The sequence below is a fragment of the Corynebacterium frankenforstense genome, assembly GCF_030211955.1.
Lineage (GTDB): Bacteria > Actinomycetota > Actinomycetes > Mycobacteriales > Mycobacteriaceae > Corynebacterium > Corynebacterium frankenforstense_A.
Genome location: NZ_JASODI010000001.1, coordinates 143,623 through 157,860, shown reverse-complemented (window position 1 = coordinate 157,860; position 14,238 = coordinate 143,623). Strand labels below are relative to the sequence as shown.

Genomic DNA, 14,238 nt, shown 5'->3' with positions numbered 1-14,238 from the left:
ATGTCGCAATCAGCAACCCGGGAAGGCTCCGCGGTGCTCAGCCGCGGACTGCGCACCCGCCACCTGACCATGATGGGGCTCGGCTCCGCCATCGGCGCCGGGCTCTTCCTCGGCACCGGGGTGGGCATCCGCGCCGCCGGGCCGGCCGTCGTGCTGGCCTACCTGATCACCGGTGTGATCACCGTGTTGATCATGCGCATGCTCGGCGAGATGGTCGCCGCCCGCCCGTCGGCCGGCTCCTTCTCCTCCTACGCCGAGCAGGCCTACGGCCCGTGGGCGGGCTTCTCGGTCGGCTGGCTGTACTGGTTCATGATGGTGATGATCATGGGCGCCGAGATGACCGGCGCGGCCGCCATCATGGCCGCCTGGTTCGACGTCGCCCCCTGGATCCCGGCCGCCGTCAGCGTGGCCGTGCTCGCGGTGGTCAACCTGACGGCCGTGCGCGGCTTCGGCGAGTTCGAGTTCTGGTTCGCCTTCATCAAGGTCGCCGTCATCATCGCCTTCCTGGTCATCGGCGTCGCGCTGATCTTCGGCTGGCTGCCCGGCCACTCCTTCGTGGGCACCGGGAACCTCGCCGCCGAGGGCCTGATGCCCAACGGTGTCTCCGGCGTCGCCGCCGGCCTCCTGGCCGTGGCCTTCGCCTTCGGCGGCATCGAGCTGGTCACCATCGCCGCCGCCGAGTCCGAGGACCCGGAGCGCTCCGTGCAGACCGCCGTCAACTCGATCATCTGGCGCATCGGCATCTTCTACATCGGCTCGGTCCTCGTCATCGCCTTCCTGCTGCCCTTCGACCAGATCCAGGGCGCGGAGACCGCCGCCGAGAGCCCGTTCACCATGGTCCTCGAGATGGCCAACATCCCGGGCATCGTCGGCATCATGGAGCTGGTCATCGTCATCGCGCTGCTCTCGGCGTTCAACGCCCAGCTCTACGGCTCCTCGCGCCTGTGCTACTCGCTGGCCACCCGCCGCGACGCCCCGCGCATCTTCGCCCGCGTCTCCGAGAACAAGGTTCCGGTGCCCGCGGTGCTGCTCTCCGTCTTCTTCGGCCTGCTCTCCGTGGGCCTGCAGTGGTGGAACCCGCCGGGACTGCTGGACTTCCTGCTCAGCGCCATCGGCGGCTGCCTGGTCGTCATCTGGCTGACCGTCATCGCCTCCTACCTGCGCCTGCACCCGCGCCTGGAGGCCCGCGGCGAGATCACCCGGGTGCGCATGTGGGGCTACCCGTGGCTGGCGTGGCTGACGCTGGCCGCCGTGATCGCCATCGTCGGCCTCATGCTCGCCGACGAGCAGGCCCGCGGCCAGGTCATCGCGGTGTGCGTCGTGTGCGCCGTGGTCCTCGCCGCCGCCGGGCTGACCACCCTCATCCGCGGGCGGCGTGCCCCCGAGGACGGCTACGTGCGCTAACCTGCCCTTCAATTGCCGACGTCGCGCCCCGCGACGTCGGCGCCACCCACCCGGCGCCGCGCAGCGCGGCGTCGGCAAGCACCACCTGAAACAGCCGGTGAACCCGGCCTCGACATAGTTGGATCGGATCTTCGATGACCCAGAACGCACCGCTGAGCCAGGGGCTCAAGACGCGGCACCTGACCATGATGGGACTCGGCTCCGCCATCGGCGCCGGCCTCTTCCTCGGCACCGGCGTGGGCATCCGCGCCGCCGGGCCCGCCGTCATCCTCGCCTACATCGCCGCCGGTGTGGTGGTCATGTGCGTGATGCAGATGCTCGGCGAGATGGCCGCCGCCAAGCCCGCGCCCGGGTCCTTCGCCAGCTACGCGCGCTTCGCCTTCGGCCACTGGGCCGGCTTCTCCATCGGCTGGCTGTTCTGGATCAACATGGTGCTCGTCCTCGGCGCGGAGATGACCGGCGCCTCGGCGATCATGGCCGCCTGGTTCGGGGTGCCCCAGTGGGTGCCCGCCCTGGTCTGCGTCACCTTCTTCGCCGTGGTCAACCTGGCGCGCGTGCGCGGCTTCGGCGAGTTCGAGTTCTGGTTCTCCTTCATCAAGGTCGCCGTCATCATCGGCTTCCTGGTCATCGGCGTCGCCCTGATCTTCGGGCTGCTGCCCGGCCACTCGTTCGTGGGCACCTCGCACTTCCTCGGCGACGGCTTCATGCCCAACGGCTGGCCCGGCGTGGCCGCGGGGCTGCTCGCGGTGGCCTTCGCCTTCGGCGGCATCGAGATCGTGACCATCGCGGCCGCGGAGTCGGAGGACCCCGAGACCTCCATCCGGCGGGCCACCCGCTCGGTGATCTGGCGCATCGGCCTGTTCTACATCGGCTCGGTGCTCGTGATCACCTTCCTTTTGCCCTTCTCCGAGATCCAGGGCGCCGAGACCGCCGCCGAGAGCCCCTTCACCATGGTGCTGGGCATGGCCGACATCCCGGCCGTGGTCGGCTTCATGGAGGTCGTCATCGTGCTCAGCCTGCTCTCCGCCTTCAACGCGCAGATCTACGCCAGCTCGCGGATGGTCTTCTCGCTGGCCACCCAGCACGACGCCCCGGCGCTCCTCGGCCGGGTCAACCGACACAACGTGCCGATCAACGCGGTGGTGCTCTCGATGGTCTTCGCCTTCCTCTCCGTCGGCCTGCAGTGGTGGAACCCAACCGGGCTGCTGGACTTCCTGCTCAACTCCGTCGGCGGCATCCTCATCCTGATCTGGATCATGGTCGCCGCCAGCTTCCTCAAGCTGCACCCGGTGCTCGTGCGCAGCGGGCGCCTCGCCTCGGTGCGCATGGCCGGCTACCCCTGGGTGCCCGTCGCCGCGATCGCCGCCCTGCTCGGCTTCGTGCTGCTGATGCTCTTCGACTCCGGCTCGCGCGGCCAGGTCACCTCCGTGTCGATCGTCTTCGCCGTGCTCGTCGTGCTCTCCGTGGTCGTCGCACGCTCCCAGGCGCGCGGCTCCACCGACGGCCGGCTGCGTGCCGACGTCGCGTCGGGTACGGCGGGCGCGCAGGCGCCCGCCGGCGCGACCACGGCGACGGACGCGCACGGGGGCGACGGCACGACGTCGTCAAGCACTGATTAAAGTGACCCACATCTACTTTCTGTTCACGCAGCGAAAGAGACGCACATCATGACCTCGACCTCCCCCGCCAACGCGGGAACCGCCGCCCCGCGCCACACCGGCCTGGGCCAGGGGCTCAAGACCCGGCACCTGACGATGATGGGGCTCGGCTCCGCCATCGGCGCGGGCCTCTTCCTCGGCACCGGCGTGGGCATCCGCGCCGCCGGCCCCGCCGTGCTGCTCGCCTACGCCGTCGCCGGCGTGGTGGTCATGTGCGTGATGCAGATGCTCGGCGAGATGGCCGCCGCACGTCCCGCCTCGGGCGCGTTCTCCGACTACGCCCGCCAGGCCTTCGGCCACTGGGCCGGGTTCACCATGGGCTGGCTGTACTGGTTCATGCTCATCATGGTCCTCGGCGCCGAGATGACCGGCGCGGCCGCCATCATGTCCGCCTGGTTCGGGGTGCCGCCGTGGGTCCCGGCGCTGGTGTGCGTGACCTTCTTCGCCGTGGTCAACCTCGCGCGCGTGCGCGGGTTCGGCGAGTTCGAGTTCTGGTTCGCCTTCATCAAGATCGCCGTCATCGTCGGCTTCCTGCTGATCGGTCTGACGCTGATCTTCGGGCTGCTGCCGGGCCACACCTTCGTGGGCACCGAGCACTTCCTCGGCGACGGCTTCATGCCCAACGGCTGGCCGGGTGTCGCGGCGGGCCTGCTCGCGGTGGCGTTCGCCTTCGGCGGCATCGAGATCGTGACCATTGCCGCGGCCGAGTCCGAGGAGCCGGCCCACTCGATCCGCACCGCGGTGCGCTCGGTGATCTGGCGCATCGGCCTGTTCTACATCGGCTCGGTGCTCGTGATCACCTTCCTGCTGCCCTACGCGGACATCCAGGGCGCGGAGACCGCCGCCGAGAGCCCGTTCACCATTGTCCTCGAGATCGCCGACATCCCCGGCGTGGTCGGCATCATGGAGCTGGTCATCGTGCTCAGCCTGCTCTCCGCATTCAACGCGCAGATCTACGCAAGCTCCCGGCTGTGCCACGCGCTGGCCCGCCAGGGCGACGCCCCGCGCATCTTCGCGGTGACCAACCGCGAGGATGTGCCCGTCAACTCCGTGGTGCTCTCCATGGTCTTCGCCTTCGTCTCCGTGGGCCTGCAGTGGTGGAACCCGACCGGCCTGCTGGACTTCCTGCTCAACGCCGTCGGCGGCGTGATGATCGTCGTCTGGCTGCTCATCGCCGCCAGCTACCTGAGGCTGCACCCGCAGCTGGAGCGCTCCGGGGAGATCTCCACGGTGCGCATGTGGGGCTACCCCTGGCTGGCCTGGGCCGTCGTGGCCGCCGTGCTGGGCCTGGTGGTGCTCATGCTCTTCGACGCCGGCTCGCGCTCGCAGATCTTCTCCGTCGGCGCCGTCTTCATCTTCCTCGCGGCGCTCTCGCTGACCACCCGCGGACGGGCCACCGACGCCACGCGCGCCTAGGCGGACCTTGTAGTCTCGGGAGTCATGACCGACTACTCCACCAGTTCCGCCCACGCCGTCGGCGTGGCCACCGTAACCGCCAACGGCACCATCCTCGACGCCTGGTACCCGGCGCCGCGCCTGGACGTCGCCGGCTCCGAGCCCGGCACCCACCGCCTCGAGGAGGCCCCGCAGCAGATCGCCCCGCTGATCGGGCCCGACGAGGTGCGCGGGGTGGCCCGCGTGGCCGTGGAGACGACCATCACCTCGCTGGCCGAGCCGCCGGCCGACACCTACGACGCCTGGCTGCGTCTGCAGCTGCTCTCCCACCGCCTAATCCGCCCGCACGAGGCGAACATGGAGGGGGTCTTCGGCAAGCTGACCAACGTCGTGTGGACCAACCACGGCCCCTGCGAGGTCGCCGACTTCCAGATGGTGCGCGCCCGGTTGCAGGCCGAGCGCGGCCCGGTGACCGTCTACTCCGTGGACAAGTTCCCGCGCATGGTCGACTACGTCCTGCCCGAGGGCGTGCGCATCGGCGACGCCGACCGCGTGCGCCTGGGCGCCCACCTGGCCGCCGGCACGACCGTCATGCACGAGGGATTCGTCAACTTCAACGCCGGCACCCTGGGCAACTCCATGGTCGAGGGCCGCGTCTCCGCCGGCGTCGTGGTCGGTGACGGCTCCGACGTCGGCGGCGGCGCCTCCATCATGGGCACGCTGTCCGGCGGCGGCAAGGAGGTCATCTCCATCGGCGAGCGCTGCCTGCTCGGCGCGAACGCCGGTGTGGGCATCTCGCTCGGCGACGACTGCGTGGTCGAGGCCGGCCTCTACGTCACCGCCGGCACCAAGGTGACCGCCCGCGGCGCCGTGGCCGAGGCCGCCGGTGTCTCCGACGGCGACACCGTCAAGGCCGCCGCGCTCTCCGGCGCCTCCGGTGTGCTCTTCCGCCGCAACTCGATCACCGGTGCGGTCGAGGCCAGCCCGTACAAGTCCGCCGTCTCGCTCAACGAGGAGCTGCACGCGAACTAGGGGTTCGCGCCCTGACGCCGAGGAAGGGCGCCCGGGCCGTCAATGTGACGGTCCGGGCGCCCTTCTTGTCGTTTGTGGCGGGCTGCGGCGGCTGCGGCGGCTGTGGCGGCTGTGGCGGGCTGCGCGGCTGTGTCGGCTGTGGCGGCTGTGTCTGCTGTGGCGGCTGCGCGGCTCGTGCCTCGCGGCTCAGTCCGCGTACGGCTCGGCGGCCCTGCGCGCGGCGATCGCGGCGGCGACGGTGCAGCCCAGCGCCCAGCCCAGGCCGACGACGAGCAGCACGATGTGCAGGTCCGCGGTGAGGAAGCACAGCGCCAGCGCGGCCAGGGCGCCCGCGGAGCCTGCGGCCAGCCGCCCGGCCGCGGCCGTGTGGCCGGCCGCCCAGGCGTCCTCGTTGGCCGTCACCGGGGAGATGCGCAGCCCCAGCCAGGAGTTGAACTTCAGCGAGCGGTTCGAGGCCAGCAGAGCCGGCAGGCCCATGAGCACGGCGACGACGAGCAGCAGGAACGGGATCATGCGGCTACCTCCGGGGGCTTGTGCGCGCGGCGCAGGCTCAGGCTACGGGCTCAGGCACGCGGCGCGGGGTCGGACTGGTGGACGACGGAGACCTTCGGCCCGCGGAAGGTCCAGAGTTTGTTGATCACGAAGTTGACGGGCATCGCCACCAGGATAGAGATCGCGGAGGCCCAGTAGAACTTGGTGCGCAGCCCCGAGGAGTCGTCGAGGATGTCGGTGGGCAGCGAGATGGGGCTGCCCGGGTTCATGAACAGCGTCATGAGCACCAGGCGGATCAAAAAGGCGCCGAGGCCGGCGAGCAGGAACGGGAAGAAGCCGCGCCACCAGCTGCGCGGGTTGGTGCCCTTGAAGGTCCACATCCGGTTGAGCTGGTAGTTCCAGGTGTTGGCCACCAGGAAGCCGAGGGTGACAAAGACGTGGTACCAGCGGATGTTGAACTGGGTGCCCAGCAGGTTGATGAAGGCGTCGTGCTCGGAGATGCCGGCGAACTCGGCGATCTTCTTCGACACGTAGTTGACGGCCAGGTCGACGACGACCCCGGAGCCGCCGACGATGCCGAACTGGATGAACTGACGCAGGTTGCCCAGCATGCGGGCGACGGTGGGGCTGGCCGTCATGGATCTCCTCAACCTCGGCTACTCGTCGTCGCACCCGCGCCGCCACCGGGCGACGGGTTCGCCGTCCGGGCGCGGGGCGCGCAGGGCCCGGTCCTCGACGTGCGTCCGGACGCGGACCTGATCGGTACAGTTTATCGCCCGGATAGCCCGAAATACATTCGCGCGCCAGGCCGTGTCGGGGATTCCACGCCCGTGGCGGCCCCTGCGGCGGCCCCGCCGGCGCCCGCTCCTCCGGCGCGGGAACCTACTTAACGCTACTTCCCGGCGCGGGGCCTACTTCCCCGCGACGGCGCGCAGCTCGGCCGACGCCGCGCGCAGGCGCTGGGCGGCCTCGTCGACGTGGGCGTCGTCGGCGGTCATGCCGACGCGCACGAAGTTCTCGCCGGCCGGGCCGTAGAACTCGCCCGGGGCGACCAGGATGCCCAGCTCGGCGAGCCGGTCTACGGTCGCGCGCCCGTTCTCGCCGAGGCTTGCCCACAGGTAGAGTCCCGCCTCGGAGTGCTCGACGGTGAAGCCGGCGCCGATGAGCGCCTCGAGCAGCTTGGCGCGGCGCACCGCGTACCGCAGCTTCTGCACGTGCTCGGCGTCGTCGTCGCCGTAGGCGGCGGTCATGGCCGCCTGGATCGGGTAGGGCACCATCAGCCCGGCGTGCTTGCGCACCTGGGTCAGCTCGGCGATCAGCCCGGGGTCGCCGGCGAAGAAGCCGCCGCGGTAACCGGCGAAGTTCGCGGTCTTGGAGAGCGAGTGGATGGCCAGCAGCCCGGTGTGGTCGCCGTCGCAGACGCGCTCGTCGAGGATCGAGACCGGCTCGTTGTCGTCGTCCCAGCCCAGGCCGAGGTAGCACTCATCGGAGGCGACGATGACGTCGTGCTCGCGGGCCCAGGCCACCACGCGGCGCAGGTGGTCCACGCCGAGCACGCGGCCGGTCGGGTTCGACGGCGAGTTCAGGAAGAACAGCGCGGCGGAGTCCGCGTCGACGCCCTCCGGGTCGTCGGAACGCACCATCTTCGTGCCGGCCAGGCACGCGCCGACCTCGTAGGTCGGGTAGGCCAGCTCGGGGATGACCACGGTGTCCTCGGCGCCGAGCCCCAGGAGGGTCGGCAGCCAGGCGATGGCCTCCTTGGTGCCCACGACGGGCAGCACGGAGGACTCCCCCGGCGTGGTCGAGGCGTTGAGCCCCGTCATCGCGTAGCGGCGCGCGGAGGCGTCGACGATGGCCTCGCGTAGCTCGGGCGTGCCCACGGTGGCCGGGTAGCCGGGAAAGCCGGCGGCCTCGGCCAGCGCGAGCTGGATGCCGGGCGCCGGCGGGTCGACCGGGGAGCCGACCGAGAGGTTGACCATCCCGTCGGGGTGGGCCGCGGCGGTGGCCTTGGCCTCGGCGATGGTGTCCCAGGGGAACTCGGGCAGGGTCTCGACCAGTGGCGTGCGTGTCATGCCGGTTACTCTACCCGCGCGGGGTCGGCCTCCGGAGAGGACTTCGGCCGACGTCCGCGGTCACCGGCGGGCCGGGCTCAGTCCTGGTTCTGCGGCGGCAGGTCGGCGACGAACTTCGGGTCGAAGTCCTGCGGGCCGAGGGCGGCCGCGCCGCCGGGCGAGCCGAGGTCGTCGAAGAAGGCGACGTTGGCGTCGTAGTAGCCCTCCCACTCGTCGGGGAGGTCGTCCTCGTAGAAGATCGCCTCGGTCGGGCACGCCGGTTCGCAGGCGCCGCAGTCGACGCACTCGTCGGGGTGGATGTAGAGGCTGCGCTTGCCCTCGTAGATGCAGTCGACCGGGCACTCCTCCACGCAGGAGCGGTCCATGACGTCAACGCAGGGCTGGGCGATGATGTAGGTCATCAGTGATCGGGAACTCCAGGACAGAAACGGAACTCAAATAAAACGGGAAATCACGTGGACGTGACCCGTCCAGTATGTCACTTCCCCGCCATGAGGGGCCAACCGCCGCCGGCCACCCCGGCGGCCAGCAGCACCAGGCTGTGCACGTTGGCTCCGACGAGCTGGTCGCCGGTGACGGTGACGCCGAATGTGAGCAGCACGAACCCGGCGATCCACGTCCACAGCGGCATGCCGGCCGCCCAGGTGCGCCGCGTCCACAGCAGCGCGGTGCGCGAGAGCACGAGGTTGAATAGAAACGCGACCACCACGGTCCAGGGCACGGCGAGTCTGGCCCCACTCGGCAGCGTGACCCCGGCGTCGAGGTAGACGACCTCGAGCAGCACCGAGACCAGCGCGCCCAGGCACAGCCAGAAGATGCCGCCCACGGCCTCCCCGCGCGAGAAGTCGTCGCGGATGAGGCGCCGGCGCGGCGTGGCCGCGTCGATTTCCGACGCCGCGTCGTGCGCGCCGTCGGCGCCCACGGCACCGTCGGCGCTCACGGCAGCAACCCGTCGGCCGGGCCGCCGCCGGCCGGCACCAGGGCGCCGGCGGCGAGGTGGAAGTACTCGCGGCGCAGCACCGGCTGGGCGATGAGGTTGGACAGGCAGTAGACGGCGGCCACGGTGTCATGGTCCGAGACGCTGGCCTGGGCGGCCACGGGGTTGGTGCGGCTGACCGAGCCGTCGGCGACGTGCAGCTGGGTGGCGTGCGCGCGGAAGCCTGCGAGCTTGGCGGCGACGTCGGCGTCGGAAAGCCGGGTGAAACAGTCGACCTGGTCGTCGCCGACGGCGGCCAGCTCGCCGTCGGCGGCCCGGCGCCAGCCGGCCGGGATCTCCGCGATGGCCGCCAGGCCCGCGTCCTGTGCGCCGGTCGGGGTGACGTGCCAGAGCAGGCGGTCGACCTCGACGCGCTCGAGGGCGGCGTGGGTGATCTCGTGGGCGTGGATGTGGTCCGGGTGGCCGTAGCCGCCGTTGGGGTCGTAGGTGAGCACCAGCTGCGGTCGCAGGCGCTCGAGGACGGCGACCAGGTCGTCGACGGCGCGGCCGCCGTCGTTGACGAAGGCCCGCGGGTTGGCCGCCGAGGGCGTGCCGGCCATGCCGGAATCGCGGTAGGCGCCGGCGCCGCCGAGGAACTCGCCGTGCACGCCGATGGCCGCCAGCGCCGCGGACAGTTCCGCGATGCGGTAGCCGCCGAGCTGGTCGGCCTCGTCGGCGATGAGGTTCTGCCAGGTCGGCCCGATGACCTCGCCCTCCTCGCCGAGGGTGCAGGTGACCACGGTGCAGTCCGCACCGCGGGCGGCCAGCTGGTGCAGGGTGCCGCCCATCGTGATCGTCTCGTCGTCCGGGTGGGCGTGGACCGCCACCACCCGCAGTCCGGTCAAATCGCGCGGGTTCGCGTTCGGGTCGTTCACCGTCATGGTTCTCAGTTCAGCCTCTCCGTGGTCGGCTCGGTCTCGTCGATGCGCCAGCCCGGCACCGTGGGGATGCCCGCGGGCCAGTCCGCCAGCTCGGCGGTCGGCCCTGTGATGCCGTGGCCGAGGACCTGCAGGCGCGTCTCGTCGAGCAAGCCCACGCTCAGGTGCTCGAGTTCCTCCAGCGACCGCAGCCGTGCGCGCAGCTGGTCGCCGCTCAGACCCCCGGCCAGCGCCTCGTCGAGCATCTCCTGGGTGTAGGAGGTGCAGTACCCGGACAGATTACTCCCGCGCGGGTCCTCCGGGTCCCGCCCGCAGCCGTAGTAGCCGGCCGCTGTGGCGGTGCCGGGGCTCTCCACGCCCCAGGCGATGACGGCATCGACGGTGCCCTGGGGCAGCCGGTCGGTGGTCAGGGTCGCCATGTCGGTGGCGGTGACCTCGGCGTGCACGCCCTTGGCTCGCAGCAGGTCGACGATCACGCGGGCGGCCGCCGAGGCCTGCCGGTCGGCGGGGTCGGCGCCGATGCGCACGGGGCGCTCGGCGGTGGCCGCCGCCCGCAGGCGCTCGGGCTCGCGCGCGGCGGTCGGGTTTTCGGGCACGCGCACGTCGACGCTGCGCCCGGCGGTCAGGCGGGCGACGGTGGGCGTGTCGATCTGGGCGGCCAGCTCGCCGCGCACCGCGGCCTCGGCCAGGATCGGCGAGGCGGTGTTCATCGTCATGTTCAGCCGCCGCCCGGTGGCCTTCTTCTCGGTCTGGGTGCCGGCGACCAGGCCCAGTGCCTGGGTGGTCGTCTCGGCCGGGGTGAGGTCCATGAAGGCGACCTGGCCGGTGCGCAGCTGGTCGCTGGCCTCGGCGGTACCGCTGACGGGGCGGAAGGTCACCAGGTCGATCGCGGCGGGGTCCTCGCCCCAGAAGCGGTCGTTGCGCTGCAGCTCGATGGTGCCGCGGGCCTGGTCCAGGTCGCGCATGAGGTAGCGGCCGGCCGACGCCGGGATGCCCTCGGCCAGCGCCTTATCGAAGGGCCGCCCGCGCAGCAGGTGGGCGGGCAGCAGGTCAGAGAAGAGCTCGCGCCAGTGGGCGTTGGGCCGGGAGAAGTCGACGTCGACGGTGCGCCCGCCGCCGGTGACGCGCACGGCGGAGACGGTGTCGTAGGCGCCGCGACCGAGCACACCCGGGGTGGCGGTGATCCCGTGCCACAGGTACTCGAAGTCGCCGCCGGAGACCGGGGTGCCGTCGGACCACTGGGCGGCCGCGGCGATGACGTAGCGCACCGTCTGGGCGGCGCCGGCGGCCGGGGTGACCTCCTCGGCGGAGACCAGCAGGTCGGTGTTGAGCTCGCCGTCGTTGAAGGCGGAGGGCAGCACAAGGCCGGCGATGTCGTCGACGGTGGCCGAGGAGTCGGCCAGCAGGTGCGGGTTGACCCCGCCGCGCAGCGGGTCGATGCCGACGGTGACGCGGGTGCGCGCGTCCTCGGGGCTCTTCTTCTCGTCGGCCTTCTGCGTCGTCGAGGTGGTCGTCTCCTCCTCGTCCTCGACGATGGGCGCCGGGCCGGGCGAGGCGGCGCAGGAGGCCAACAGCGTCGTCGCGGCCAGCACCCCGAGGGCCCCGGCGACGCGGGGGGTGCCGCGCCCCCGGCGGGTCGCGCGGCGGGCGGCGGGGTTGGCGAGTCGACGGTTCACGTCATCCATTTAACCCGATGCCCCCTTTCACAGACATAAGGAGAAGGCGCGCGTCGGATTCACCGACGCGCGCCTTGCTGCCGCTCCCCTGGCGGCGCCGCCCTTGTCCCCAGCGACGCCGCCCTTATCCCCGGGGCGCGGGCGCCAGCCCGCGGCCCCTACTTGTTACGCGCCTTCTCGCGGGCGCGGGCACGGCCGCGCTCGGTGGCGGAGAGGACGAGCTTGCGCACGCGCAGCACGTCGGGGCAGACCTCGACGCACTCGTCGTTGCCGCAGAACTCCATGGCCTCGTCCAGGGAGAGGGTGTGCGCCTTGGAGAGGGTGACCGTGGCGTCGGCGGTGGCCGAACGCATGTTGGTCAGCTTCTTCTCCTTGGTGATGTTGACGTCCATGTCCTCGTCGCGGTTGTTCGCGCCGACGACCATGCCCTCGTAGGTCTCCGCGCCGGGCTCGACGAAGAAGCTGCCGCGGTCGGCCAGCTGCTGCAGGGCGTAGGCGGTGACCTGGCCACTGCGGTCGGCGACCAGCGAGCCGGACGGGCGGCCCTTGATCTCGCCGGCCCAGACGTCGAAGCCGTCGGAGTAGGAGTTGACGATGCCGGTGCCGCGGGTCTCCGTCATGAAGGTGGTGCGGAAGCCGATCAGGCCGCGGGCGGGCACGCGGTACTCCATGCGGATCCAGTTGGAGCCGGGGTTGGTGTCCATCGACAGCATCTGGCCCTTGCGGGCGGCCATCAGCTGGGTGACCGGGCCCTGGTAGTCCGAGGGGATGTCGATGACGGTGTGCTCGTAGGGCTCGTTAAGCTTGCCGTCGACGGTCTTGGTGACCACCTGCGGCTTGCCCACGGTCAGCTCGAAGCCCTCGCGGCGCATGGTCTCGACGAGCACGGACAGCGCCATCTCGCCGCGGCCCTGGACCTCCCAGGTGTCGGGGCGCTCGGTCGGGTTGACGCGCAGGGAGACGTTGCCGATCAGCTCCTGCTCGAGGCGGGACTTGACCAGGCGGGCGGTCAGCTTGTCGCCGCCGCCGCGGCCGGCCATCGGTGAGGTGTTGACGCCGATGGTCATGGAGATGGCGGGCTCGTCGACGGTGATGCGCGGCAGGGCGACGGGGTTGTCGACGTCGGCGAGGGTGTCGCCGATCATGATCTCGTCGATGCCGGAGACGGCGGCGATGTCACCGGCGATGACCTCCTCGGCCGGCACGCGGTCCACACCCTCGGTGCGCAGCAGCTCGGCGATCTTGACGGTCTTGACGTGCTCGCCGCCCTCGGGGTCGTAGTGGATCCAGGCGACCTGCTGGCCCTTGCGCAGGGTGCCGGCGTGGACGCGGACCAGGCCGAGGCGGCCGAGGAAGGAGCTGGAGTCCAGGTTGGTCACGTGGGCCTGCAGCGGCGCGTCGATGGTGGCGGTCGGCTCGGGCAGCACGTTGTAGATGACGTCGAAGAGGGGCTGCAGGTCCGCGGAGTCCGGGACGTTGCCGTTGCCCGGGTTCTCGGTGGAGGCCTTACCCTCGCGGCCGGAGGCGTAGAGCACCGGCAGGTCGAGCAGCTGCTCGGCAGCCTCGGCGGCCTCGGGGTCCTCCAGGCCGGAGGCGAGCTCGAGCAGGAGGTCCTGGGACTCCTCGACGACCTCGTCGATGCGGGCGTCGGGGCGGTCGGTCTTGTTGACCAGGATGATCACCGGCAGCTTGGCGGCCAGGGCCTTGCCCAGCACGAAGCGGGTCTGCGGCAGCGGGCCCTCGGCGGCGTCGACGAGGAGGACCACGCCGTCGACCATGGACAGGCCGCGCTCGACCTCGCCGCCGAAGTCGGCGTGGCCGGGGGTGTCGATGACGTTGATGATGAGGTCGGTGCCGTCCTTGCCCAGGCCCTTGCGGTGGATGGCCGTGTTCTTGGCGAGGATGGTGATGCCCTTCTCCTTCTCCAGGTCTCCGGAGTCCATCACTCGGTCGGCAACCTCGCCGTGGTCGCCGAACGCGCCCGACTGCTCGAGCATGGCGTTGACGAGGGTGGTCTTGCCGTGGTCGACGTGGGCGACGATGGCGACATTGCGGAACTCAGGGTGCGACACTGACGGAGTGCTCCTAAAGAATTGGAAAAGGGGGACTTGATCGGCTTGATACCCTACTCCCCCTTGCCCCGTTGACGCATGTCGCTCGCCGACGCCCCGTCGCCGCGGCGTCGCCGCGCCCCTTCCGGCGGGCTAGTGCCCGGCCGCTGCGCGGCCGCTTTCCGACGCCGCGCGGAGCGCCCGTGGCGGCCCCCTGCCGCACTGCGGAACAGCGCCGTGCGCGCCGCGGTCCGCGTCCGGCCCCGGCTCCCGGGACGGCTTTCCCGCCCTGCGCGGGGTAACGCGGGACCCGGCGGCGGCGACGGTACGGGTACAGGCGCCTCCCGCTAGCGAAGTTTTGAACCCGAGAGCGGTTGACTCGCCGAAAAATGTGAATATTGTTAGAGAAGTTACTGCTGTTATCTGAGTTATCGCTGTGGCGTGGTTTCGCGGTCGCCCCGTCGAGACACGCCGCGGCCGAGACCCGGATGACTCCGCCGACCGCCGAAGGATCTGAAGGCTTGACCGCGTCGAACGCATCCGCACGCCGCACGTCCCGCACCAGGGGCCGCGCCCGTCACGCCCGCCCGCCCCGGGCGACGCG

At 71.2% G+C, this 14,238-nt stretch carries 12 protein-coding genes; 4 read left to right on the top strand and 8 right to left on the bottom strand.

All coding sequences use genetic code 11. The features are described 5' to 3' along the window. From QP119_RS00745 to dapD, 4 genes are all read left to right on the top strand, one after another. Entirely contained in the window at positions 1–1,404 is a 1,404-nt protein-coding gene (locus QP119_RS00745; RefSeq protein ID WP_284772964.1) for an amino acid permease, read from the top strand. Positions 1,405–1,538: 134 nt separating this feature from the next. Next, positions 1,539–3,023, top strand: a complete 1,485-nt coding sequence (locus QP119_RS00740) for an amino acid permease (RefSeq protein ID WP_423777731.1) — start codon at positions 1,539–1,541, stop codon at positions 3,021–3,023. 48 nt (positions 3,024–3,071) lie between these two features. After that, complete coding sequence (locus QP119_RS00735) at positions 3,072–4,478, top strand: amino acid permease (protein WP_284772963.1); 1,407 nt, start codon at positions 3,072–3,074, stop codon at positions 4,476–4,478. Between the two features lie 24 nt (positions 4,479–4,502). Next, positions 4,503–5,489 carry a 2,3,4,5-tetrahydropyridine-2,6-dicarboxylate N-succinyltransferase gene (gene dapD / locus QP119_RS00730; protein ID WP_284772962.1) on the top strand — a complete coding sequence of 329 codons (987 nt, stop codon included), beginning with the start codon at positions 4,503–4,505 and terminating at the stop codon, positions 5,487–5,489. A gap of 186 nt (positions 5,490–5,675) precedes the next feature. Here dapD and QP119_RS00725 read toward each other — a convergent pair whose 3' ends face one another. From QP119_RS00725 to typA, 8 genes are all read right to left on the bottom strand, one after another. Then, on the bottom strand, positions 5,676–6,002 hold the full coding sequence (locus QP119_RS00725) for an SdpI family protein (protein ID WP_284772961.1): 327 nt from the start codon (positions 6,000–6,002) through the stop codon (positions 5,676–5,678). 50 nt (positions 6,003–6,052) lie between these two features. After that, positions 6,053–6,619, bottom strand: a complete 567-nt coding sequence (locus QP119_RS00720; protein WP_284772959.1) for a GtrA family protein — start codon at positions 6,617–6,619, stop codon at positions 6,053–6,055. Positions 6,620–6,892: 273 nt separating this feature from the next. Further along, a complete protein-coding gene (gene dapC, locus QP119_RS00715) occupies positions 6,893–8,053 on the bottom strand; it encodes a succinyldiaminopimelate transaminase (RefSeq protein ID WP_284772956.1) in 1,161 nt (386 codons plus the stop codon). 77 nt (positions 8,054–8,130) lie between these two features. Then, on the bottom strand, positions 8,131–8,454 hold the full coding sequence (fdxA, locus tag QP119_RS00710) for a ferredoxin (RefSeq protein ID WP_284772955.1): 324 nt from the start codon (positions 8,452–8,454) through the stop codon (positions 8,131–8,133). A gap of 77 nt (positions 8,455–8,531) precedes the next feature. Next, positions 8,532–8,993: a hypothetical protein gene (locus QP119_RS00705; RefSeq protein WP_336620390.1), complete on the bottom strand. Its 462-nt coding sequence runs from the start codon at positions 8,991–8,993 to the stop codon at positions 8,532–8,534. Beyond that, positions 8,990–9,910: an N-acetyl-1-D-myo-inositol-2-amino-2-deoxy-alpha-D-glucopyranoside deacetylase gene (mshB, locus tag QP119_RS00700; RefSeq protein ID WP_284772954.1), complete on the bottom strand. Its 921-nt coding sequence runs from the start codon at positions 9,908–9,910 to the stop codon at positions 8,990–8,992. Before mshB ends, QP119_RS00705 begins: the two co-directional genes overlap by 4 nt. A 5-nt stretch (positions 9,911–9,915) precedes the next feature. Beyond that, on the bottom strand, positions 9,916–11,592 hold the full coding sequence (locus QP119_RS00695) for an ABC transporter family substrate-binding protein (RefSeq protein ID WP_284772952.1): 1,677 nt from the start codon (positions 11,590–11,592) through the stop codon (positions 9,916–9,918). Positions 11,593–11,741: 149 nt separating this feature from the next. Further along, entirely contained in the window at positions 11,742–13,655 is a 1,914-nt protein-coding gene (gene typA / locus QP119_RS00690) for a translational GTPase TypA (protein ID WP_284772951.1), read from the bottom strand. Positions 13,656–14,238: the final 583 nt, after the last annotated feature.

Coding starts and splice junctions, on each gene's coding strand:
- QP119_RS00745 (WP_284772964.1), top strand. CDS start 1: ATGTCGCAATCAGCAACCCGGGAAGGCTCCGCGGTGCTCAGCCGCGGA.
- QP119_RS00740 (WP_423777731.1), top strand. CDS start 1,539: ATGACCCAGAACGCACCGCTGAGCCAGGGGCTCAAGACGCGGCACCTG.
- QP119_RS00735 (WP_284772963.1), top strand. CDS start 3,072: ATGACCTCGACCTCCCCCGCCAACGCGGGAACCGCCGCCCCGCGCCAC.
- dapD (WP_284772962.1), top strand. CDS start 4,503: ATGACCGACTACTCCACCAGTTCCGCCCACGCCGTCGGCGTGGCCACC.
- QP119_RS00725 (WP_284772961.1), bottom strand. CDS start 6,002: ATGATCCCGTTCCTGCTGCTCGTCGTCGCCGTGCTCATGGGCCTGCCG.
- QP119_RS00720 (WP_284772959.1), bottom strand. CDS start 6,619: ATGACGGCCAGCCCCACCGTCGCCCGCATGCTGGGCAACCTGCGTCAG.
- dapC (WP_284772956.1), bottom strand. CDS start 8,053: ATGACACGCACGCCACTGGTCGAGACCCTGCCCGAGTTCCCCTGGGAC.
- fdxA (WP_284772955.1), bottom strand. CDS start 8,454: ATGACCTACATCATCGCCCAGCCCTGCGTTGACGTCATGGACCGCTCC.
- mshB (WP_284772954.1), bottom strand. CDS start 9,910: ATGACGGTGAACGACCCGAACGCGAACCCGCGCGATTTGACCGGACTG.
- QP119_RS00695 (WP_284772952.1), bottom strand. CDS start 11,592: ATGGATGACGTGAACCGTCGACTCGCCAACCCCGCCGCCCGCCGCGCG.